18 protein-coding genes and 1 tRNA gene are annotated in these 22,063 nt (G+C 37.8%); 4 read left to right on the top strand and 15 right to left on the bottom strand.

The genetic code is table 11. The features are described from left to right. Window positions 1–79 precede the first annotated feature (79 nt). The 9 genes from MW688_RS23115 to MW688_RS23075 form a co-directional block, all read right to left on the bottom strand. A complete protein-coding gene (locus MW688_RS23115; RefSeq protein ID WP_486738370.1) occupies window positions 80–598 on the bottom strand; it encodes a Uma2 family endonuclease in 519 nt (172 codons plus the stop codon). 228 nt (window positions 599–826) lie between these two features. After that, complete coding sequence (gene rpsJ / locus MW688_RS23110) at window positions 827–1,144, bottom strand: 30S ribosomal protein S10 (protein ID WP_486738369.1); 318 nt, start codon at window positions 1,142–1,144, stop codon at window positions 827–829. Between the two features lie 145 nt (window positions 1,145–1,289). Continuing rightward, window positions 1,290–2,519, bottom strand: coding sequence for an elongation factor Tu (gene tuf / locus MW688_RS23105; protein ID WP_486738368.1), 1,230 nt, complete (start codon window positions 2,517–2,519; stop codon window positions 1,290–1,292). A gap of 42 nt (window positions 2,520–2,561) precedes the next feature. After that, entirely contained in the window at window positions 2,562–4,637 is a 2,076-nt protein-coding gene (fusA, locus tag MW688_RS23100; RefSeq protein WP_486738367.1) for an elongation factor G, read from the bottom strand. A 127-nt stretch (window positions 4,638–4,764) separates the two neighbouring features. Next, complete coding sequence (rpsG, locus tag MW688_RS23095) at window positions 4,765–5,235, bottom strand: 30S ribosomal protein S7 (protein WP_486738366.1); 471 nt, start codon at window positions 5,233–5,235, stop codon at window positions 4,765–4,767. Between the two features lie 38 nt (window positions 5,236–5,273). Continuing rightward, complete coding sequence (gene rpsL, locus MW688_RS23090) at window positions 5,274–5,645, bottom strand: 30S ribosomal protein S12 (protein WP_486738365.1); 372 nt, start codon at window positions 5,643–5,645, stop codon at window positions 5,274–5,276. A 105-nt stretch (window positions 5,646–5,750) separates the two neighbouring features. Beyond that, a complete protein-coding gene (locus tag MW688_RS23085; protein WP_486738364.1) occupies window positions 5,751–6,074 on the bottom strand; it encodes a HesB/IscA family protein in 324 nt (107 codons plus the stop codon). A gap of 23 nt (window positions 6,075–6,097) precedes the next feature. Next, window positions 6,098–6,511, bottom strand: a complete 414-nt coding sequence (locus MW688_RS23080) for a phosphomannose isomerase type II C-terminal cupin domain (RefSeq protein ID WP_486738363.1) — start codon at window positions 6,509–6,511, stop codon at window positions 6,098–6,100. 132 nt (window positions 6,512–6,643) lie between these two features. Further along, a complete protein-coding gene (locus tag MW688_RS23075) occupies window positions 6,644–9,097 on the bottom strand; it encodes a DNA gyrase/topoisomerase IV subunit A (protein WP_486738362.1) in 2,454 nt (817 codons plus the stop codon). Window positions 9,098–9,151: 54 nt separating this feature from the next. Between MW688_RS23075 and MW688_RS23070 the strand changes: the two genes are divergently transcribed. After that, window positions 9,152–9,547 carry a response regulator gene (locus MW688_RS23070; protein ID WP_486738361.1) on the top strand — a complete coding sequence of 132 codons (396 nt, stop codon included), beginning with the start codon at window positions 9,152–9,154 and terminating at the stop codon, window positions 9,545–9,547. A gap of 10 nt (window positions 9,548–9,557) precedes the next feature. On the opposite strand, the gene MW688_RS23065 is transcribed toward MW688_RS23070, so the two are convergent. From MW688_RS23065 to MW688_RS23055, 3 genes are all read right to left on the bottom strand, one after another. Beyond that, window positions 9,558–9,989 carry a hypothetical protein gene (locus tag MW688_RS23065; protein ID WP_486738360.1) on the bottom strand — a complete coding sequence of 144 codons (432 nt, stop codon included), beginning with the start codon at window positions 9,987–9,989 and terminating at the stop codon, window positions 9,558–9,560. A gap of 426 nt (window positions 9,990–10,415) precedes the next feature. Continuing rightward, window positions 10,416–10,498 (bottom strand) — tRNA-Leu (locus MW688_RS23060). Then, window positions 10,477–11,349: a M48 family metallopeptidase gene (locus MW688_RS23055; RefSeq protein WP_486738359.1), complete on the bottom strand. Its 873-nt coding sequence runs from the start codon at window positions 11,347–11,349 to the stop codon at window positions 10,477–10,479. The genes MW688_RS23060 and MW688_RS23055 overlap by 22 nt, the downstream gene beginning before the upstream one ends. A 114-nt stretch (window positions 11,350–11,463) precedes the next feature. On the opposite strand from MW688_RS23055, the gene bchD reads away from it, so the two are divergent. From bchD to MW688_RS23040, 3 genes are all read left to right on the top strand, one after another. Further along, a complete protein-coding gene (bchD, locus tag MW688_RS23050; RefSeq protein WP_486738358.1) occupies window positions 11,464–13,491 on the top strand; it encodes a magnesium chelatase ATPase subunit D in 2,028 nt (675 codons plus the stop codon). A 117-nt stretch (window positions 13,492–13,608) separates the two neighbouring features. Next, entirely contained in the window at window positions 13,609–15,000 is a 1,392-nt protein-coding gene (gene asnS / locus MW688_RS23045; protein ID WP_486738357.1) for an asparagine--tRNA ligase, read from the top strand. A 665-nt stretch (window positions 15,001–15,665) separates the two neighbouring features. Next, a complete protein-coding gene (locus MW688_RS23040; RefSeq protein WP_486738356.1) occupies window positions 15,666–17,237 on the top strand; it encodes a calcium-binding protein in 1,572 nt (523 codons plus the stop codon). 78 nt (window positions 17,238–17,315) lie between these two features. Here the strand turns inward: MW688_RS23040 and MW688_RS23035 are convergent, their stop codons facing one another. From MW688_RS23035 to MW688_RS23025, 3 genes are all read right to left on the bottom strand, one after another. Next, window positions 17,316–19,394 carry a M3 family metallopeptidase gene (locus MW688_RS23035; RefSeq protein WP_486738355.1) on the bottom strand — a complete coding sequence of 693 codons (2,079 nt, stop codon included), beginning with the start codon at window positions 19,392–19,394 and terminating at the stop codon, window positions 17,316–17,318. Between the two features lie 216 nt (window positions 19,395–19,610). Next, window positions 19,611–20,366: a WecB/TagA/CpsF family glycosyltransferase gene (locus tag MW688_RS23030; RefSeq protein ID WP_486738354.1), complete on the bottom strand. Its 756-nt coding sequence runs from the start codon at window positions 20,364–20,366 to the stop codon at window positions 19,611–19,613. Between the two features lie 247 nt (window positions 20,367–20,613). Continuing rightward, window positions 20,614–21,996, bottom strand: a complete 1,383-nt coding sequence (locus MW688_RS23025; RefSeq protein ID WP_486738353.1) for an O-antigen ligase family protein — start codon at window positions 21,994–21,996, stop codon at window positions 20,614–20,616. Window positions 21,997–22,063: the final 67 nt, after the last annotated feature.

The following is a 22,063-nucleotide window of genomic DNA, read 5'->3' as shown; positions in this document are numbered from 1 at the left end:
TAGTGTAGAGTACCGAGTAATTAGCAAGGAATAAAAACACTTTACATGGCAAAAGATATACCGCTGACTTTTTTCTGTCTTATTTTGCTGTTTGAGTAAATTTGAGTAGATTTTTAGAAGCGGTTAGTTCCCATTTATTCTTTTCATTGAGTCGATAGCATTCAATGCTCATCTTTTCAGAGTCAATCAGAACGTATTCTGTGAGGGTGTTAATTTGGCGATAATTTCTGAATTTTTTACCTCTATCAAAGGCTTCGGTACTAGGAGATAAGACTTCAATAACAAGACAAGGATAATTTATAACTTTCCTAGCAATTTGATCCTGTGGATTGCAGCTTACCATAACATCAGGATAATGAAAAGGACCATCTTGAGACACACCAACTTTAACATCAGCCATTTGAACTTTACAGCCTTTGCCTCGAAGGTGACTTTTTAAAGCTGAGGCGAGATTGAGGGAGATATCGTTGTGAGGAATAGTTCCTCCGGTTATAGCGTAAATTTGTCCATCAATATATCCATATTTGAGTGGCTGTTGTTCTTCCCATTCCAAGTATTCTTGGGGAGTTATTAATTGAATTTCATGTTGTGCAATCATTGTCCGTTCTCCTGACAAATTTAATCAGTCTATAATATTCAGAAATATAGATAATAGTAATTGTTACTAATGGCGATCGCTATTTTTATAGTATAAATTTATTATATTTTACTCAGGTAGTGCCTAAAACCAATCAAGGAACTGAGGCTAATCAACATCGGCTGGCTTTTTCAAGCCGACGCTCTATCTCGCTGTTGAGATGAGCGTGGGTTGTTGACAACTAATAATCTAGAGTTTAACTTCGATATCTACCCCAGCGGGTAGGTCTAATTTCATCAAAGCGTCTACTGTTTTAGAGGAAGGTTGATAAATATCAACAATGCGTCGATGAGTACGGGTTTCAAAATGCTCTCGTGAATCTTTATTCACGTGGGGAGAGCGCAGCACACAATATATTTTTCGCTTAGTTGGTAAAGGAATGGGGCCTATTGCTGTAGCGCTAGTTCTATTAGCTGTTTCTACGATTTTTTCACAGGAGGTATCGAGTAAACGGCGGTCAAAAGCTTGGAGACGGATGCGAATTTTTTGTTGTTGTATAGTAGCCATGTTTAATTTTCCAGGTTCAGTATGATAGTTATTTGTTGTTTTTTGTTAGTCGCAAGTCCTGGGTTTTAAATCCAGGAAAAAAAGACAAAAAAATATTGGAGCAAACAATTTACTCTTTCTGCTCCAATATTTGCTAGGTTCGGTGTTATTCTAGTATTTTAGATACTACACCAGCTCCAATGGTACGTCCACCTTCACGGATTGCGAAACGCATTTTTTCTTCAATTGCTACTGGGTTGATTAGCTTTACGGTCATTTTGATGCGATCGCCTGGCATTACCATTTCTACATCGGTGCCATCGTCTGCTGTATAGGCATCAATGCTTCCAGTCACATCGGTTGTCCGTACGAAGAACTGAGGTTTATAACCTGCGAAGAAGGGAGTATGACGTCCACCTTCTTCTTTTTTAAGGATATAGACTTCTGCTTCAAATTTGGTATGGGGGGTAATTGTGCCTGGTTTAGCTAATACCATACCTCTTTCGATATCTTCTTTGTTGATCCCCCGTAGTAGTAACCCTACGTTATCTCCGGCCATACCTTCGTCTAGGGTTTTTTGGAACATTTCTACTCCTGTTACGGTAGTATTTTTTGTATCTCTTAAACCTACTAGCTCTACAGTTTCACCTACTTTTACTTTACCGCGTTCAATTCTTCCGGTTGCTACTGTACCACGACCAGTGATTGAGAATACGTCTTCTACTGCCATTAAGAATGGTTTATCTATTTCTCTTTCTGGGGTTGGGATATATTCATCTACTGCTTCCATGAGGGCATAGATTTTGTCAACCCATTCGTTTTCCCCTTTTGCTGCTGTAGGGTTAGCAACCATGTATTCTAGAGCTTGGAGAGCGGAACCTGAGACGATGGGAATATCATCTCCGGGGAAACCATACTCACTCAATAGTTCACGTACTTCTAGTTCTACAAGTTCTAGTAGTTCTTCGTCGTCTACCATGTCTTGTTTGTTTAGAAATACCACTAGATGAGGAACCCCTACCTGACGAGATAACAGAATATGTTCACGAGTTTGAGGCATGGGGCCATCTGCTGCCGATACAACTAAGATAGCTCCATCCATTTGAGCTGCTCCGGTGATCATGTTTTTTACATAGTCTGCGTGTCCTGGGCAATCTACGTGGGCGTAGTGACGTTTATCAGTTTCGTATTCTACGTGAGCTGTATTAATGGTGATACCACGAGCTTTTTCTTCTGGTGCCGCATCAATATCTTCATACTTTCTAGCTTTTGCTTGACCTGAAGCCGAAAGTGTTACAGTTATTGCGGCAGTTAGGGTAGTTTTGCCGTGGTCTACGTGACCGATTGTACCGATATTAGCGTGTTCTTTGTTTCGTTCAAACTTTGCGCGTGCCATGAATTTTAGTTGTTTCCTTTTTTTATGCTATGTTAATACAATTTATGCGTTTCCTTTGCTTTTAGCGATGAGAACTTCAGCAATATTACGAGGTATCTCATCATATTTACTGAACTCCATGGAGAAGATACCACGTCCTTGGGTTTTGGAGCGGATATCGGTGGCATAGCCAAACATTTCTCCCAAAGGTACTTGAGCTATAATTTTGGCTAATCCCTCTTCTGAGTTCATGCCTTCTATGCTGCCTCGGCGGGAGTTTAGGTCACCAATCACGTCTCCGAGAAACTCTTCTGGTACTTCTACTTCTACCTTCATCATTGGTTCTAATAGCACTGGAGATGCTTTTAGTACAGCTTCTCTGATGGCCATGGAACCTGCGATTTTGAAGGCCATTTCTGATGAGTCTACATCATGATATGATCCATCAATCAAGGTAGTTTTGACATCGATTAGGGGGTATCCTGCCAAGATTCCTGATTCACAGGTTTGTTTAATTCCCTGTTCTACTGAAGGAATATATTCTTTAGGGATAGTTCCGCCGACGATTTTTGAGACAAACTCAAAGCCACTACCTGCTTCTGCGGGTTCTAGTTCAATTACCACGTGACCATATTGTCCTTTTCCACCGCTTTGGCGAATAAATTTACCTTCTGCTTCAGAGGCTTTTTTGATTGTTTCCCGATAGGCTACTTGGGGTTGACCTACGTTTGCTTCTACTTTGTATTCTCTAAGCATCCGGTCTACTAGAATTTCTAAATGTAGTTCTCCCATCCCAGCGATCACTGTTTGATTTGTTTCTGGATCCACGCTTACTTTGAAGGTTGGATCTTCGTCTGAGAGAGCTTGCAGGGCTTTAGATAGTTTATCCATATCCTGCTTAGTTTTTGGCTCTACTGCTACTGAGATCACTGGTTCTGGTACATATAGAGATTCTAGAATAATGGGTTTTGATTCATCACAAAGTGTATCCCCTGTGGTGGTATTTTTCAACCCAATTATTGCCCCTAGGTCTCCTGCTCTCAGTTCGTCTACCTCGATGCGATCATTTGATTTCAAGATGATCAAACGAGAAATTCGTTCTTTGAGGTCTTTGGTGGAGTTATACACATAGCTACCTTTTGTTAGTACCCCTGAATATACTCTCACAAAAGTTAGACGACCGAAGGGATCTGCCGCTACTTTAAATGCCAAAGCTGAAAAGGGTTCTTCATCGTCAGCTTTTCTCACATCTTCTTCTCCATCTGTTAGTATACCTTTTATTGGTGGTACTTCTGTGGGAGCGGGAAGATAGTTTACTACTGCATCTAGTAGCAGTTGTACCCCTTTGTTTTTAAAGGCAGAACCACACAACATTGGCACCATGATGCCTTTTATAGTTGCTTGACGAATACCGTCTATGATTTCTTTCTCGCTAAACTGTTCTCCCTCTATGTATTTTTCTGTCAGTAATTCATCTGTTTCAGCTACTGATTCAATCAGTTGTTGCCGATACTCTTTAGCCAAATCTAGTACTTCTGGTGGTATTTCTGCGTCTATAATGTTTTCACCTAAATCGTCTTGATATATTTTCGCCTGCATTTTGACTAAGTCTACAATGCCTACGAATTCATTTTCTGCACCAATTGGTATTTGTATTGGTACTGCATTAGCTTTTAGACGCTCTCTTATTTGTTTATGTACTTTGAAGAAGTTGGCTCCTGTGCGATCCATCTTATTTACAAAGGCGATTCGCGGTACTTTATAGCGATCAGCTTGACGCCAGACTGTTTCTGACTGAGGTTGTACTCCTCCTACTGAACAAAATACAGCTATTACTCCATCTAATACTCGCATTGACCTCTCTACTTCTATGGTGAAGTCTACGTGTCCTGGAGTATCGATGATGTTGATTTTGTGCTCTTTCCAGCTTGTGCTGATTGCTGCCGCTGTGATGGTTATACCTCGCTCTCGCTCCTGTTCCATCCAGTCGGTTACCGCTGTACCTTCATGTACTTCTCCAATTTTATGAACTATTCCTGAGTAGAACAGTATACGCTCAGTAGTTGTAGTTTTACCTGCATCTATATGAGCTGCTATACCTATATTACGAATTTTTGTTAGTGGGATAGTACGTGACACAGCTACCTCCTTCGCCTGTTGCAAAGCCAGTCTTAATATCTTTGACTATTTAATTACTGACATCCCTTTACAATTCTATACTTTTCGAGGGATTTTTTGTTACTTACGGATACTTTTATTTAGATACTTAGTATCTATAATGAGCAAAGGCTTTATTCGCTTCTGCCATCCGATGGGTTTCTTCTCTTTTTTTGATTCCTCCCCCAGTTTCATTCGCCGCATCCATGATTTCATTGGCCAGTTTACTTGCCATACTGCGACCATTTCTAGCCCTTGCGTATTGAATTAACCAACGCAGAGCTAAACTTATTCCTCTTCCTTTACGCACTTCCATGGGAACTTGGTAGGTTGCTCCTCCTACTCTTCGTGCTTTTACTTCTACTAAGGGCGTTAAATTACGAATCGCCTGATCGAATATTTCTAAAGGATCTGCTTTGGTTCTTTCTTCAACTATTTGTAAAGCTTCGTAGAATATACCAGCAGCTAAGGATTTTTTGCCCCCAATCATTAGACGTCTTACCGTCATACTCACTAAAGTACTATTGTACACGGGATCTGGGGGTATTTCACGTTTCTTTGTGTATTGGCGACGAGACATATTTTTCTCTTCTTCTTAAGAATTGTTTGTTGGGTTGATTACTTCGGTCTTTTGGTTCCGTATTTAGAACGAGCTTGTTTTCTATCTTTTACTCCGCCTGCGTCTAATGTACCACGAACTATGTGGTATCTGACTCCAGGTAAGTCTTTTACCCTTCCTCCTCTGATTAAAACTACAGAGTGCTCTTGTAAAGAGTGTCCTTCTCCTGGTATATAGGATGTAACCTCAAATCCTGAGGTTAAACGAACTCTCGCTACTTTACGTAAAGCTGAGTTAGGTTTCTTTGGGGTCATTGTTGACACTTTTGTGCAAACTCCTCGACGCTGAGGGCATTCTTTCAAAGCTGGAGATTTAGTTTTCTTCTTAGCCTTAGAACGTTCATCGCGAATAAGTTGTTGAATAGTTGGCATAATCTAAGTTATAGTCAGACAAATCTTTAAGAGATTTATAAGTATTGACAAATTCCTATCATATCAAAAAAAACTCTTGTCTGTCAACCTCTGAATCTATTATATTTATATTTGGGGAGTAAAGGAATAACTACAACTACAACTATTACTTGCTTGGGGATTTTTAAACCGAAAACCACCTCCCATCAAATCTTCTGAATAATCTATCACTAAATTTTCTAAATAAGCTTGATCTTGAGGCTCAACTACTACTTTCAAATCTTCGTATTCCCAAATTACTCCTTCTATTTTATTTGTAAATTTGAAAACATAATAAAGTTGACAGCAACCGCCTGGTTGAATTTGAAGTTGAAGATTAGTATCAGGCTGAGAAGTGCTTTGCTGTAGCCTTTTTATTTCTTGAAGTGCAGTTGCTGTAATTTTAACCATTAAATTTTTTCCCTTGATTTTACCTACTTGCGGGCATAATCATCTTGAAAACGAATAATATCGTCTTCCCCTAAATACTCTCCATTTTGAACTTCAATGAGAATTAAGTTGATTACGCCAGGATTTTCTAACCGATGTTTTGTACATTGGGGAACGTAAGTTGACTGATTAGGACCTAGGATATCTACAGATTCACCACAGATAACTTTAGCAGTGCCAGAAACTACAATCCAATGTTCACTGCGATGATGGTGCATTTGCAGGCTTAAGCGATGACCGGGATGAACTTCAATTCGCTTGATTTTGTAACCGGAACCTGACTCTAAAGTGGTGAAAGAACCCCAGGGACGTATTTCTTTTTTAACTGGTTGTTGATTAATTAAATTATCAGCTAAATTTATGCTATTTGTTTCTGTTACTGGTGATGTTTTAGTCATTGATTTATTGAATATTTCTATTTACTTTTGGTGATTATAGCAAAAAGAATAACAAAGGGTGACTTAATTTGGCAACCTGAAAAATGCTGATATTTTTGATATGACTCTCATTTTTTAGGGGTTAATATTTAATTAAAGCTGATAAACTGTCACAATTTTTTCTTTTTGCTTGAGTTTGACGATTTTTTCTCCTGGGCTATCTTTACTGGAAATGGGAATATCTTTAGGGAAAATAGATAGGGTTTGTTTATTACTAGTGATCAATATTAAGTTTTCTGTGTTTTGATTAGCAATGGTAACTAAATTATCAAGGGGGTTGATAAATCTAAAGGCTGAAGTCCCGATATCCCCTGCTGAACACAATCTTAATTGCTTAACTGGGATATTTTTACCATAGCCTAGTTCAGAAACTAGGCAAATATTTTCTTGGGAATTTACTGGTAAACATCCCACTAATTCTTCTCCATGACGTAAACTTATAGCGCTAATTCCTTGGGAGTTTCTAGTTAACAGAGGTATTCTCTCATCCGTAAGACGATAGCGCAGAACACGTCCTGAGGTGGTGGCGATCGCCAATTCCATGTCAGAATTTACTAAACAAACATCTTTGAGACTGTCGTTTTCTTTGAGTTTAATCAGCATTAAACCCCGATTACTCAAACTCTCCAATTCTTTTACTAGAAGCCTTTTTGTTTTACCTTGTTGACTAATTAGGACTATTTCGTTATTTTTTGATTTTTTATCTGGTAGACAAAACTGAGTTACTATTTTTTGGCGATCTCGTTGAACGCTTTTGGGTAATAATCTCTGTACTAATTCTTGACCTTGGGTTGTTTGGTGAGGTATTTCCTGATAATTTAGGGGATAAGCTTTCCCTTGGTCTGTAATTACCACTAGGGGATTATCTAAGCTGATTTTCTCTCTAAATACCACTAATTCTTGGTTTTTTTGTTTACTTATATCTTCATACCAAGATATGTATCCTTGACTAGTAACTTCTACAATGCTGCCTGTTTGAGGTCCTAGAGATGAGCTAGGAGTTACTGCTGCTGTAGCTTTTGAAGCTTCACCTGAGCTTAAATCCCTGTTGACTATTTTAGTCAGACGAGGGCTGCCGAATTTCCGCTTCAGGCTTCGCAGTTCTTTTTTTAAGGCTTTGAGTAATTCCTGACGGTCCTGTAGTAGTTGTTGTAATTGAGCGATGCTGGTAGTTAATTCTGCCGATTCCGTTTGCAATTTTTGTCTTTCTAAACCTGTTAGACGACGTAGAGGCATTGCTAAGATGGAGTCTGCCTGAGTGGCGCTAATAGATAACTCTTGAATGAGAATATTTTTAGCGGAGATGCCATCGGGGGCTTCTCTGATGATTGTAATTACGGTATCTAATTGATTAATTGCCTTGAGTAAACCTTCTACTAGGTGGAGACGATTTTGTTGGGCATTTAATTCGTGATTGTATTGTCTGGTGAGAGTTGTTTCACGAAATTTCAGAAATTCCTCTAATAATTCCCGCAGAGATAGCTGACGTGGTTGATTATCCACCAAAGCTAACATAATAGCGCCGAAGTTAGTTTGCAGTGCTGTTTGTTTATAGAGATGATTGAGGACATTTGCGGCCACAGCATCCCGTTTAAGTTCTATTACCACTCTAATTCCTTCGCGATCGCTTTCATCTCTCAAATCAGCGATTCCTTCGATTCTACCGTTATTAACTAACTCAGCTACTTTTTCAATCCAAGCGGCTTTATTAACTTGATAGGGTAATTCTGTAATTACTATTGCTGTTTTTTCGCGAGTTTTACGTTTACCCAGATAAATTTTCTCAATTTTAGTTACTCCTCTTACAGTAATTGTGCCTCGGCCATTTTTATAGGCATCTTTAACCCCTTCTAGGTTAATTATTTCTCCTCCCGTGGGGAAATCTGGGGCTTGAATAATTTCCCACAATTTTTCATCTGGTAATTGGGGGCGGTCTATTAAAGCTATTAAACCATCTACTACTTCTGAGAGATTATGAGGAGGTATATTTGTAGCCATACCTACTGCTATCCCGGAACAACCATTAAGAAGTAAAATTGGTAATTGAGCTGGGAGAACTACCGGTTCTTGTTGAGAGTTATCGAAATTGGTCGTAAAATCAACAGTAGCTTCGCTAATTTCTGCCAACACTGCTTCGGTAGCAATGGGGGCTAAACGAGTTTCTGTGTAGCGCATAGCTGCTGGAGGATCGTTATCTATTGAGCCAAAATTACCATGACCTGATAGGAGGGGATAGCGGCTACTAAAATCTTGAATCATGCGTACCAGGGCATCGTATACGGCTTGATCCCCGTGAGGATGATATTTACCCAATACATCTCCCACAACCCTGGCGCATTTACGGTAAGGTCTATCTGGAGTTAAGCCAAGTTCGTGCATGGCGTACAGGATACGACGATGTACTGGTTTTAATCCATCTCTTACATCTGGTAAGGCACGCCCGACAATCACACTCATGGCATATTCTAAATAAGACTGTTCCATTTCGAGATGAAGGGCGGTGGGTATAATTTGTCCAGTTTTCAACAGATTGAGCTGTTTTACCATGAGTGTTTGTTTCTAGTTCTGTAATAATTTAGTAAAGTAAGTTTAGCTAAAATCATGACAACTGTTTTAATTGTAGAAGATGATTTTACCAATCTTTTGGTTTTTTCAATGATTTTGAAAAAAAGAGGAGGTATAGAAGTTAAAAGTACAGATGATGTTGCTGAAGTCTTAAAAATTGCTAAATCAGGCACCGTGGATCTTATTTTAATGGATGTTTCCCTATCTAAAAGCATATACGAAGATGAACCTGTTGACGGTATTAGAATTACGCAAATGTTGAAAGCAGATCCAATAACTGCTAAGTTACCAGTTATTTTGGTAACTGCCCACGCTATGGAGGGAGATCGCGAGAATTTTCTCCGACAAAGTGGTGCTGACAATTATATTACTAAGCCTATTCTAGATCAACAAGCTTTTGTGGAACTAATTAACAAATTAGCTAATAAGTAATAGAAGTAGTTTATTTAATTAGTGAAGAATTAAATAAAAGAAATACTTGGCGAGAAAAATTTTTTAACTTGTTGGTAATTTCTGGCACCGGAAGGTATGATCCTTCTAGTTGCCAATTAGCTATGGTAGAAAGACGCCAGGCTTGTCCTTGGTGATTAAATCCAGCTGTTTCTAAGCCAATTAATTTGAATTCGTCTGTTACTGTTTCTTGATAAAAGCGAATTTGTACTAAAATACTGCGACTTTGCAAACGTGGACTCCATCCGGGAAAATGAAACCCAATATCAATAGAATCAGGATCTACCTGGCTTTGAGTATCGGCATCATTACTCCATGGCTGCAAATCTGCCTTAGCATCAGGAAATTCCGACTTAAATAAGTTAACAATTGTGGCAATTTTACTGGCTATGTTTAAACTTTTAGCTTGTTCTGATGCGTTCACAGTTTACTAATTTCCTCCGCTTAACTAAGTATATTTGCTATTATATGGTGTCTCGCTTCTAGTAATTGTTCAACAGTATCATCTATAGCTCAGACCAAAGCATCTTTATCACTCATTTACTTGTGGTGGTTGAGTAATAAGTAATGAGTCTTGAAGTAATGAGTTAAAGAATTAATCCTAACCCCTTAAAAATTGATTCTCGCCTGTTAGCCTATTTAGTACTTTTGTATTTGCGTGGAAGATCTAAGTTTAGGGGAATAAAATGTAACAATAATAACAATTTACCTCACAATCCCAAAAGAGCCGGGCAAGATCAATTATTTGCTAGGAAGGTAAATCTGAAAGAAATATTGGATAATTCTTAAGAAAAATTCCCCTATAATTAGGGGAATCTCAAAATAAATGGGGTTAAATAAAGTACTCAAGTGGGCGGAGAGAGACTCGAACTCTCATGACCAGTGGCCGCTACATTTTGAGTGTAGTGCGTCTACCAATTTCGCCACCCGCCCTGACTATCTTGATTATTATAACTGGTTTTAGACTTAAATAGCAAGTCTTGATATTCTTGAGAACTAGACCAGCGATCTACTTCTCTAGCGCGTAAAACAGGGACAGGGTGGGTTAATTGAGCGTCTTGAGCTGATTTTAGGAGTTTTCCTAATTCAGTTTTGTCTATAGCGTCATAGGCTCTAGCCTGCTCTACAAAAGCTTCTAGATTTAATTGTGGTGCTAAGGTAGGAGAACCGCCAGCTAGTTTCATCAGGACAGACATAACTACTTCTGGTTTTTGAGTAGCTAGGAGGGCAGCGCGATCGCAGCTAAACTCAGCACATTTTAACCACTCTAACATTTGAGTTTGGAGAGATTGAGCGATCATCCCTCCCCATTCTGGTAATAGACCTGCGGCTAAGACTAAAATATTAGCTAGGGTAAGATAAACTCCATGTTCACATTTTAAATGTCCCAATTCATGAGCCATTACTGCTTGAATTTCTTCTGGGGTAAGCATTTCAATTAAGGAAGTATGCAAAACCATAAAGGGTTTTTTACCCCGCATGGCAAAGGTATAGGCATTGGGGACAGGATTTTGTTGTACATAAAGTTCAGGGGGTTCTAAATCTAGGGTTTTACAGGCATCTAGAAGTAATTGATGTAATGATGGTAGTTGTTTTTCACTCACAAGAACACTAGATGCTATATTATTAAGGTAAAAAAACTGTTCCCCTACAGATCCAAGTAAACCTCGTATAGCTATATCTAACCCTGGTATTTCCTTGAGGGTTTGAGTTGCTTCTAAATCAAAAGGATGGCGGAAATCATTAGCTTTTAAACCGATGAGTAGTTTTTTAGAAAATTCCATATTAAGTGATGTTTAATTTAATTAGTAATTAGCAGCTACTTTCAGTTAGAGTAGAAATAGACAGCTATATTAATGATAACTTAAGATAAATTAGCTTTTCATTCAAGAGCAAATATGCCCACTCTTATTAACCAAGGAAGTAGAACTAATTTTCCCCTCACAGCTATTGTCGGCCAAGAAGCAATTAAACTAGCCTTACTTTTAGCCGCCGTTGACCCTCAATTAGGAGGAGTGGCGATCGCTGGACGTCGTGGTACTGCTAAATCCGTGATGGCCAGAGCGATTCACTCTTTAATACCCCCCATCGAAGTCATCGAAGGCAATGTTTATAATTGTGACCCTACTCAACCCAATACTTGGGATGATGAAACTAAGAGTCTTTATCAACCAGATGAGCAAATCCCCACTCAAGTTATTCCGGCACCTTTTTTACAAATTCCCCTAGGAATTACCGAAGATAGGTTACTCGGTTCAGTAGATGTAGAAGCTTCTGTTCGTCAAGGAGAAGCGGTATTTCAACCAGGATTACTTGCCCAAGCCCATCGTGGTGTTCTCTATATTGATGAAATCAATCTTTTAGACGATCAGATTGCTAATCAATTACTTAGTGTTCTCAGTGAAGGACGCAATCAGATTGAGAGGGAGGGAATTAGTTTTCAACATCCCTGTAACCCTATTTTGATTGCTACTTATAACCCGGAAGAAGGGAGTCTTCGGGAGCATCTTTTAGATCGCATTGCTATTGTTTTGTCTGCCGATGGAGTCCTAGCTTTAGATCAACGGGTACAAGCCGTAGATCAGGTGCTCGCCTATGCTAATTCTCCTCAAGAGTTTCTCAATCAGTATGAGGAGGATTTAGATAACCTCAAAACTGATATTATCCTAGCGCGAGAATGGCTCAAAGATGTAAGTATCACTTCAGAGCAAATTAGTTATTTAGTTCAAGAAGCAATTAGAGGAGGAGTACAAGGACATCGTGCAGAAATTTTTGCGGCTAAAGTAGCGAAAGCAGCAGCAGCTTTAGAAGGGAGAAGTGAAGTAAATGCCGATGATTTACGCAGAGCTGTAGAATTGGTAATTGTACCCCGTTCTGTGTTGAGAGAACCACCGGAAGAACAAGAACCACCACCACCGCCACCTCCTCCCGAATCAGAAGAGGAAGATAATCAGCAACAAGAAGAAGAACAAGAAGACCAACAAGAAGACCAACAAGAAGAAGAGGAGACACCAGAAACAGAATCTCCCAATCTACCAGAAGAATTTGTCTTCGACTCAGAAGGGGTAATTTTAGACCCCAATGTCCTTTATTTTGCCCAGATGGCTCAAAAACAGGGGAATTCGGGAAGTCGTAACCTGATTTTTTCAGAAGATAGAGGGCGCTATATTAAGCCGATACTACCAAGGGGTAAAGTCACTCGCATAGCGGTAGATGCTACATTGAGAGCCGCAGCACCCTATCAAAAAGCGAGGAGAAAACGTCAACCTCACCGCCGAGTAGTGGTGGAGTCAGGAGATATTCGGGCTAAAAAATTAGTGCGTAAAGCAGGGGCGTTAGTGGTGTTTGTGGTAGATGCTTCTGGTTCAATGGCTCTAAATAGAATGCAATCAGCGAAGGGTGCTGTGTTACGTCTACTCACTGAAGCCTATGAAAATCGTGACCAGGTGGCTTTAATCCCTTTCCGTGGTGAGAGGGCTGAGGTATTATTACCACCAACGAGATCAATTGCGTTGGCGAGAGTGCGTCTAGAAACTCTTCCCTGTGGAGGCGGTTCTCCCCTAGCCCATGGTTTAACTCAGGCAGTTCATGTGGGGATGAATGCTCGAATGTCAGGAGATATCGGTGAAGTGGTAATTGTAGCGATTACTGATGGTCGCGGTAATATTCCTCTGGCTCGTTCTTTGGGAGAAACAATCGAAGGAGAAAAGCCTAATATTAAAGAAGAATTACTGGAAATTGCTAAAAAAATACGGGCTTTAGGAATTAAGTTGTTAGTAATAGATACGGAACGTAAATTTGTTTCTACTGGTTTTGCGAAGGAATTGGCCACAACGGCGGGGGGAAAACACTATAGTTTACCTAAAGCTAATGAAGAAGTAATTGCCGCGATGACTAAAAATGCGATCGCCGATTTTCGGAGTTGAATCTAAATTTAGTTCAGACTCAAGAAGCCTACAGTATAATCGCAAGATTTACTGTAGGAGTCTGTCACTAAATATCAGATATACTGAAAAAATAATCAAAAAAATAGTTAAAAATTGATGAAAATATCAAGAATTAAAGAAATTCTCAAACAAGGACAGCCAGGAGAAAAAATCACCGTTCAAGGATGGGTAAGAACGAAAAGAGAACTAAAAGAATTCGCTTTTATGGAAGTTAATGATGGTTCTTATTTAGCTAACTTACAAGTTATTTTAGAAGCTAACTTAGAAGATTATGAGAATCTACTCAAACAGTTAAATGTAGGCGCTTCTGTGGCAGTGAAGGGAGAGTTGGCTGAGTCTCCTGGTAAAGGCCAAAAAGTGGAACTAAAGGCTGAAGAAGTTACAGTATATGGTACCTCAGATCCAGAAACTTACCCCCTACAGAAAAAAAGACACTCCTTTGAATTTTTACGGACAATCGGACATTTGCGATCGCGTACTAATAGTATTGGTGCAGTGATGCGAGTTCGTAATGTTTGTGCTAGGGCGATTCATGATTTTTTCCAAAGTAGAGGTTTTCTCTGGATTCATACTCCGATTATCACGGCTAATGATTGTGAGGGGGCTGGGGAATTATTTAGTGTAACTAACTTAGATTTAAATCAATTACCCAAAGATTCTAACCAAGAAGTGGATTATAGTCAAGATTTTTTTGGTCGCCATGCTTATTTAACTGTTAGTGGACAATTACAAGCAGAAGTTATGGCTTGTGCTTTTGAACAAGTTTATACTTTTGGACCTACTTTTAGAGCTGAAAATTCTAATACATCTAGACATTTAGCGGAATTTTGGATGGTTGAACCAGAAATGGCTTTTTGTGATTTAGAGGGAAATCAAGATTTAGCAGAAGCATTTTTAAAACATATCTTCACCACGGTTTTAGCAGAATGTAGTGAGGATATGGAATTTTTTAATCAACGTATCGATAAATCTGTACTAGCTACCGCCGCCAATATTATCGAAAATCAGTTTGAACGAATTACCTACACTGAAGCGATAACTCTGCTTTCTAAGGCAAATCGTAAGTTTGAATATCCTGTAGAATGGGGCTTAGATTTACAATCGGAACATGAACGTTATCTAGCTGAAGAAATGTTTAAAAAACCAGTGATTGTTACTAATTATCCCCTGGAAATTAAAGCTTTTTACATGAGAGTCAATGAAGATAATCAAACTGTCGCAGCTATGGATGTTTTAGCCCCAAAAATCGGAGAAATTATTGGTGGTTCCCAAAGAGAAGAACGATTGGATGTTTTAATTAAACGTATTGAAGCTCAAGAAATGTTGACAGAAGAGCTACAATGGTATTTAGATTTACGCCGTTACGGAACTGTGCCTCATTCGGGATTTGGACTGGGTTTTGAGCGTTTGATTCAGTTAATTACAGGTATGGGTAATATTAGAGATGTGATTCCTTTCCCACGAACTCCTTTGAGTGTAGAATTTTAAATTTCACTAAACTTATCTATGAATATTGTTCCCCAAAAATAATAATTTTTGTTAACTATCTGCTAGTAAATAGTGTTAATTACTAGCAGAAAATGCTTAAATGGTATTAGAGTTGGTTTTGAATAAATTTAAATCATAACCACTCATACCATGTTTATCGAGATACTTATATTAGTTTTGCTAAGTTTGACTGATTACTAACCTGTCATATTAACTGATTTTTTTAAAAAAGTCAAGTTAATTTTACCCATAAAAAAGGCTGATATTTTTTCAAAAAGTTTGCTTACATTGGTATATAGCAAAGGTTTTCTGTTTTCTTTTCTTGGTGAGATTAGACTAAATCCAAGAGATAAAACCCAGTTTTATAGATTCTGAGTCAAATCTTTATGCCGTTTACCTCTTGCCGGGTCTCATTTTTAACTTTGATAGATAAATAGATTTGTATTGCCAGCTTTTTAAGGTTTGAAAAAGCTATAAATGTACTGAGTGTATGTTGAGATAAATAAAGATGATTAGGACAAAATTAGCTGACTATTGTGTAGTTAGGACTTTTGAGGGTTTTTGATGACTATGATAGTTTTAAAACAAAATATAATAGAGATATCTAAAAACAATAACTATGAAAATATACTAAAACACTAAAGGAAAAAATGGGTGAATAATATATGATGAATAATAGGATTGAAGAAACACAAGATAATTTAATTGTTCCTGCTCTATTCACAGAAAATGGTGATTTATTGGAAACTATAAACCTTGAGGAAAACATCACAAATTTAAACTATTTTGATGAAATAATAGAAGAGGACGATTCAAAACTTTACATAGATTATGGGGAAAGAAAATCTACTATTAGGGTTGATTATGATTTGAGCAACAACATAGTTATTAATTTAGATAATGGAGAATCTAGGGTTTATGAAAATATAGAAGGTAGTGAGATTATCGGCGGGAATGGCAATGATTATATAGATGTCACTCCCATAACAGGGGAAATTTTTTCCTTGATTTTTACGAACTCATCTATTGATACTCAAACTCATCATACTTATCCATATCTGAATAATCCAGGTTTAATCAGCAACTATATTAAAACTGGAGAAGGAAACGATACAGTAATTGGGGGAGAAGGAAATGACATCATTATTTCAGGTTCGGGGAAAAACATCATTGATGGTGGTGGAGGTCATGACCAATTAGAAATAGATAATAGCAATTATCAAGAAGATATTACGATTAGATATCGTGATACTTTAAGTGGTAATATTATCAATGGTCCAAATAATCAGACAGAGTTTAAAAATATAGAAAGAGTATATATTCTTACTGGTAGTGGTAATGACATACTAAATTTAAGAAATGCTCAAACTGAAGCATCTTTATTCTCTAACTTTGTAGACACTAATGAGGGTGATGACATAGTTAGAGGTAGCAATAGTGCAGATGAAATTAAGACGGGTAGTGGCGACGATACAATCATAGGTAGAGAGGGAAATGATGATATACACCCAGGCTCAGGAGCAAATATTATTAGAGGCGGAGAGGGTCTTGATTCTTTGTCTATAGAGAGTGAAGAGGATACAGAAAGTATCATCATCAAATATGAAGAAGGGAGACGTATAGGTATTATAGAAGGTGGTTCTCAGCATAATACTGAGTGGAGAGATATAGAAATAGTACAAGGGTCAACAGGTAGTGGTGACGATGTTGTAGATATTAGTGCTACTGGTCCTCAGTTTTTGCTTCCAGGAGAAGTACCTACTTTTTCTACAGGCAAAGGTAATGATCTAATTCGCGGTGGAGGAAGTGATGATATTTTCTATGGAGAAGAAGGAAATGATACTCTAATTGGGGGTGGAGGAAGTGATAGATTGTATGGAGACGAAGGAAGCGATCGCCTGATAGGTGTAGATCCTAAATCTAATCTGGCAGGGGCTTTAGAGAAAGATCTTTTACTAGGGGGAAGAGGTGAAGATGAGTTTATTTTAGGAGATGAAAGTCAAACCTATTACACAGGTTATGAAGATGATGATTATGTCACAATTGGCGATTTTAACCCACGTGAAGATATTATTCAACTCAAAGGTAGTCAGGATGAATATAAACTAGAAAATATGGGGAGAGATGCTCAGTTGTATAGTATTTCAAGTGAAGAATCTAGGCCAGATCTTATTGCTGAAATTAGAGGTATAAGGGGACTTAGTCTGGCAGAGAGTTATTTTCACTATGTTTCTTAGAAATATTAAGCTGTAGTAAAAATAGCTACAGCTTAGGGAATCTTACGAATTTCTAGCCCGTAGGATTCTTAACCAAGATCAGCTTAAACCACTGTGTCTGAGTAAAGCCTCTGTTTTTGGTTCTCTGCCACGAAATTTGGTAAATACTTCCATGGGTGGTAAACTACCACCTAAAGCTAAAACCGTATCGCGAAAACGGCTACCCATCTCCTGTAGAGAGTCAGCAGAATTGAGATCAGCTTCTTCAAAGGCCGCAAAAGCATCGGCGCTTAGTACTTCTGCCCATTTATAGCTGTAATATCCTGCCGCATAACCCCCAGCAAAAATATGACCAAAAGAACATAAGAAAGCATCTTCTGGAAGGGGAGGAATAACTGTAGTGGTTTCAGCTAGGCGATCGCGTACTTGTTGAGGAGTTTCTTGACCATCAGGTTGATAACGATGATGTAATTCTAAATCTAACAGAGAGAAGTGTAGTTGTCTGAGCATAGCGGAACCACTGAGATAATGGCGGGCCGCCAATAGCTTTTGATAGTAATCTTCTGGTAGAGTTTCTCCTGTTTGATAGTGCTTCGCCATTGCCATCAAGGTAGGGCGATGATAACACCAATTTTCCATGAATTGGCTGGGTAATTCCACTGCATCCCACTCAATGTTGTTTATACCTGCGGCCCCTGGGTAATCGATGCGGGTAAGCATGTGTTGTAAGCCATGACCAAATTCATGAAAAAGAGTTGTTACTTCCCCGAAGGTCATTAAACTAGGCTGTTCATCTACTGGCGGTGTTTGATTACAAATTAAATAGGCAACAGGTAAACGAATAGTTACTTGATTGTTGGTAATAAGTTTGGCGCGGTTAATACAATCATTCATCCAAGCTCCCCCACGTTTTTCTGCGGGACGACTATAGGGGTCTAAGTAAAATGAAGCAATCTGAGATTGGCTATCCTTATCAAATATCTGGAAATAGTGTACGTCTTCATGCCAGATTGGTGCCTGTCCATCAGCAGCAATAATTTTGATGTTAAATAAATTTTCTGCTAAGTTAAATAGACCAAGAAGCACTTGAGGGAGAGGAAAATAAGGTCGTAATTCTTCATCGGTAAAGGCGAATTTGCTTTCTCTTTGTTTTTCTGCCCAATAGGTAATATCCCAAGGCTGTAGGTCTTCAGTTTGAGCAAAAGTTTGTAGTTCTTTTAATTCTTGAACGGCAGCTTGATAACTTACTACTCGCAGTTCCTCTAATAAAGATTCTACTGCTTCTACACTAGAAGCCATTTTACGATCTAAACTTAATTCAGCATAGGTATTGAAGCCTAGAAGTTTGGCTTTTTCCGCTCTCAATTCAAGGATGCGGGTTAAAATGCCAGTATTATCTAATTCTCCTTCTGAAGCTCTGGTTATGAAAGCTTTATACACTTTTTCTCTGAGTTCTCTATTTTCAGCGTGCTTGAGAAAGGGTATATAGCTTGGATAATCTAAGGTAATTATCCAAGGGCCATTTTCACTTGTTGCCTCTTCTTCTCCTTGACTCCGCGCCGTTTGGGCCGCTAAACTTAGGGCACTCGATGGTAAGCCTGCTACTTCTTCGGGTTTGGTTAGTTTTAGTTGAAAAGCTTTGGTAGCGTCTAAGAGATTATTAGAGAATTTAGTAGATAATTCCGCTAATTCTAATTGAATGGCGTTGAAGCGATCGCGTTTTTCTCCCGTTAATCCTACACCTGATAATTCTGCATCGCGAATAGCGCTTTCTACTATTCTTTTTTGCGCCGGTTCCAGATTCAACCATTCTTGGCTTGTTTGTAAAGCTTTAAAGGCTTTATAGAGAGTTTTACTTTGACTAAGTTGAGTAAAAAACTCCACCATTTGTGGTTGTACCGTTTCGTATGCTTGGCGCAGTTCTGGACTATTTTTTACTCCCATAAGATGGCTAATAATTCCCCAACTCCAGCTTATTTTTTCTTCTATCTTTGTTAATGGTTCTACTAATCCAGTCCAAGTAGGTGTTACTTTTGTTTCTAATTCTGTTAACTGTGCTTGTAGTTGTTCTAACAGGGTAGTCATGGCACTTACTACCTGTTCTGGTTTAATTTGGTTAAATGGAGGCAGTCCTTCTCCGATTAATAGGGGATTATCTTTAATTTTTACCTGAGTCATTTTCTCTATTTTCTTGTTTTTTTTAGCTTAACTTAAACTTGACAGTTGATACTGGTAAAGGAGATGCAATTTTGAGCAGGTTTTCTCTCGCGGAAGAAGTTTTAGAAAATTTTTAAAATTTCTTAATACACGATAGCTACAATATTTCTCGACTCTTGTTTAAAAACTAAATTCTTAAAATCTTTTGCCTCTTGCCTGTTGCATCTATGTCTATTTTCAACTTGGTCTGTCATAGATAATCATCAACTTCTGTTGTAAAACTAATCCAAAAAAAGGTAAACTATCTATTAAATATCGTTTCCATAGGCGTTTCGGTTCACAATATAGACGGTATAGCCATTCTAGCCCTATATTACTTATCCATTTTGGTGAACGAGGTTTAGCCCCGGCCTCAAAATCTATAGTTGCACCGATAGCTAAAAAAATTTTTATTTTCTCAAATTGATCATAGTGTTCAAGAATCCATTTTTCCTGCTTAGGTGATCCTACACCTATCGCTAAAACGTTAGCTTCTGATTTATTAATGTTGTTAATAATTTCTTGAGTTTCTATCTCATCTTTTTCAAAACCAAATGTAGGAGAATAAGCTTCAACAATAATTTCTCTCCCTACTTTTCGGTTAATATTCTCTTTTGCTTTTTCTGCTATTCCTTCTTGGGCGCCTAATAAATATATTTTTATTTTTTGATTATTTTTATTATGCTTATAAAAGGCCGGAAATAAATCTGAACCTGAAATTTTTTCTTTGATAGGGGTTCCTAGCAATTTAAGAATATACTGAATTATTTTACTATCACAAACTATGTAATCTGCCAGACGATATGCTTTGAGAAAGTCTTTTTGTCTCTGGAGTTTTACCATATGATCTACATTAGGAGTAACTACGAACCCTCCCGATTCACTTAATTTTTTCAATAATTCTTCCATTGAAATATTGTGAATATCAATATTTAGCAGAGATACTGTTTCCATAAAAATATTTAACTATATATTATTTTATTTATAAGTTAACTTACTCAAATATTGCTTACAGACAAAAAGAATATTAGCTTCTATTGTTACATAAACAATATTCAGGTCTTTAATCAAATTATTATTATTTATTTTAAAGTATAAACCTAAACCCTGTCTAGAATTAGAGTAAGGATTGAAGCGAGAGGGATTAGGAAAATATCAGATAAGCAATAAGAGAAAAGACTTAGAGGGGTTGTTGGTTAATTTAATAAGACTTGACAGCCAAATCCCGCTTTTGTTTATACCAGCTTCGCCAGTCTTCTTGAGGATTCATCATTATGCCACTTAATCCTCCAATGATCATCGGATACAGAACATTCCAAGGAGAGTTAAACAACAAATCAAACATCCAGATAATAACTATTATAGCCAGAACCACTGCTGGTGCAATCACTGGGTTGAACCAGGTTTTTACTGGATAATAAATAAAAATAAATAGTGAGGGTACTAGTAGAACAAATGCAGCAAAACTTGCCATACCAACCACACCACCATTACCAAAAGTAATCATCCAAACACTATCCGTAACAGATATGTCCTCGAAGATTCCTAAACCATTTTCTTCAAATACTCTGTTACGTCCTAATCCGCCCCAACCAAACAAAAATCTTTCTCTAGCTTTGTCTCCTAATATTTCTTCATTGTCTAGACGATATTCTAATGAAGCTATTCTCTTTTCTGGAAAAAAATTACTGGCAAATTGTAGAAGTGGTTGTTTATTAAAAATACCGAATATATTAACGTAGAGATAAACAACAATTCCTGTTACAAATAACAATAAAGGTAAATTTAGTTTAAACCACTTAGCAACTAGTAAAACCATAATAGCGAAAAGAAAATAAACAATAGTAGCAGTAGAACGCGACCAGATCACCATGAATCCTAGTACAGCAACCAGATAACTTATTTTGATTCCCCAAATATCTTTAACAGCTTTTGATTGCCATAACCATAGAACAATTAAAGCTGCATTCATCATCCAAAAAGCGGTTACTAAACCGTGCTCCGTCAAAACAATTTGTCGGTAACCTGCCCATCGAATTTGTTGACGAATACCACTAGTATGAGCTGCAAATCCATAAACTATACGATGTAGTTGCGGACTCATTAATCCTTCCCATATACACAAAGGAGTGTAAATTATCGCACCTTTCACTATCCAGATCGCAATATTTTTAATTTCTTTAAAGCTGTTAAAATAAACACGGCCTATAAAGTAAGGAATTCCATATTCCCAAAAACGCAGTATTGTGTATTCACAGCTATAGTATACTCCTAGATTATTGGTCATACCAGATATAAAAGCAGAAAAACAAAAACATAATATGAATATATCAACCCACCAAAATCTTATTTTTTTCAACCAATTAGGCTCATATATAAATAAGGCTATGAGTAGACTATAAACAATAGCCGTAGTAGTTTCATAATTCGGAAATAAAGGTACAGCAAAAGAAGTTCTTTGGGGTAAAAAAAGAGCGGCTATTACTCCAGAAATGGCGATCGCTCTAGGAATGGGATTAGAGCGAAAAATCAAAATACATATTGGTATCCACAGAATTAATACAATTTGTGCTTGAGCAGTCATATACAATAATTAACAAATTTAGTTTTCTTTTGTGAAGTACAATTTTTATTAAAAATACAAGACGCTG

It is taken from the genome of Johannesbaptistia floridana, assembly GCF_057440575.1.
This window is presented reverse-complemented; position numbering and strand designations above follow the sequence as displayed.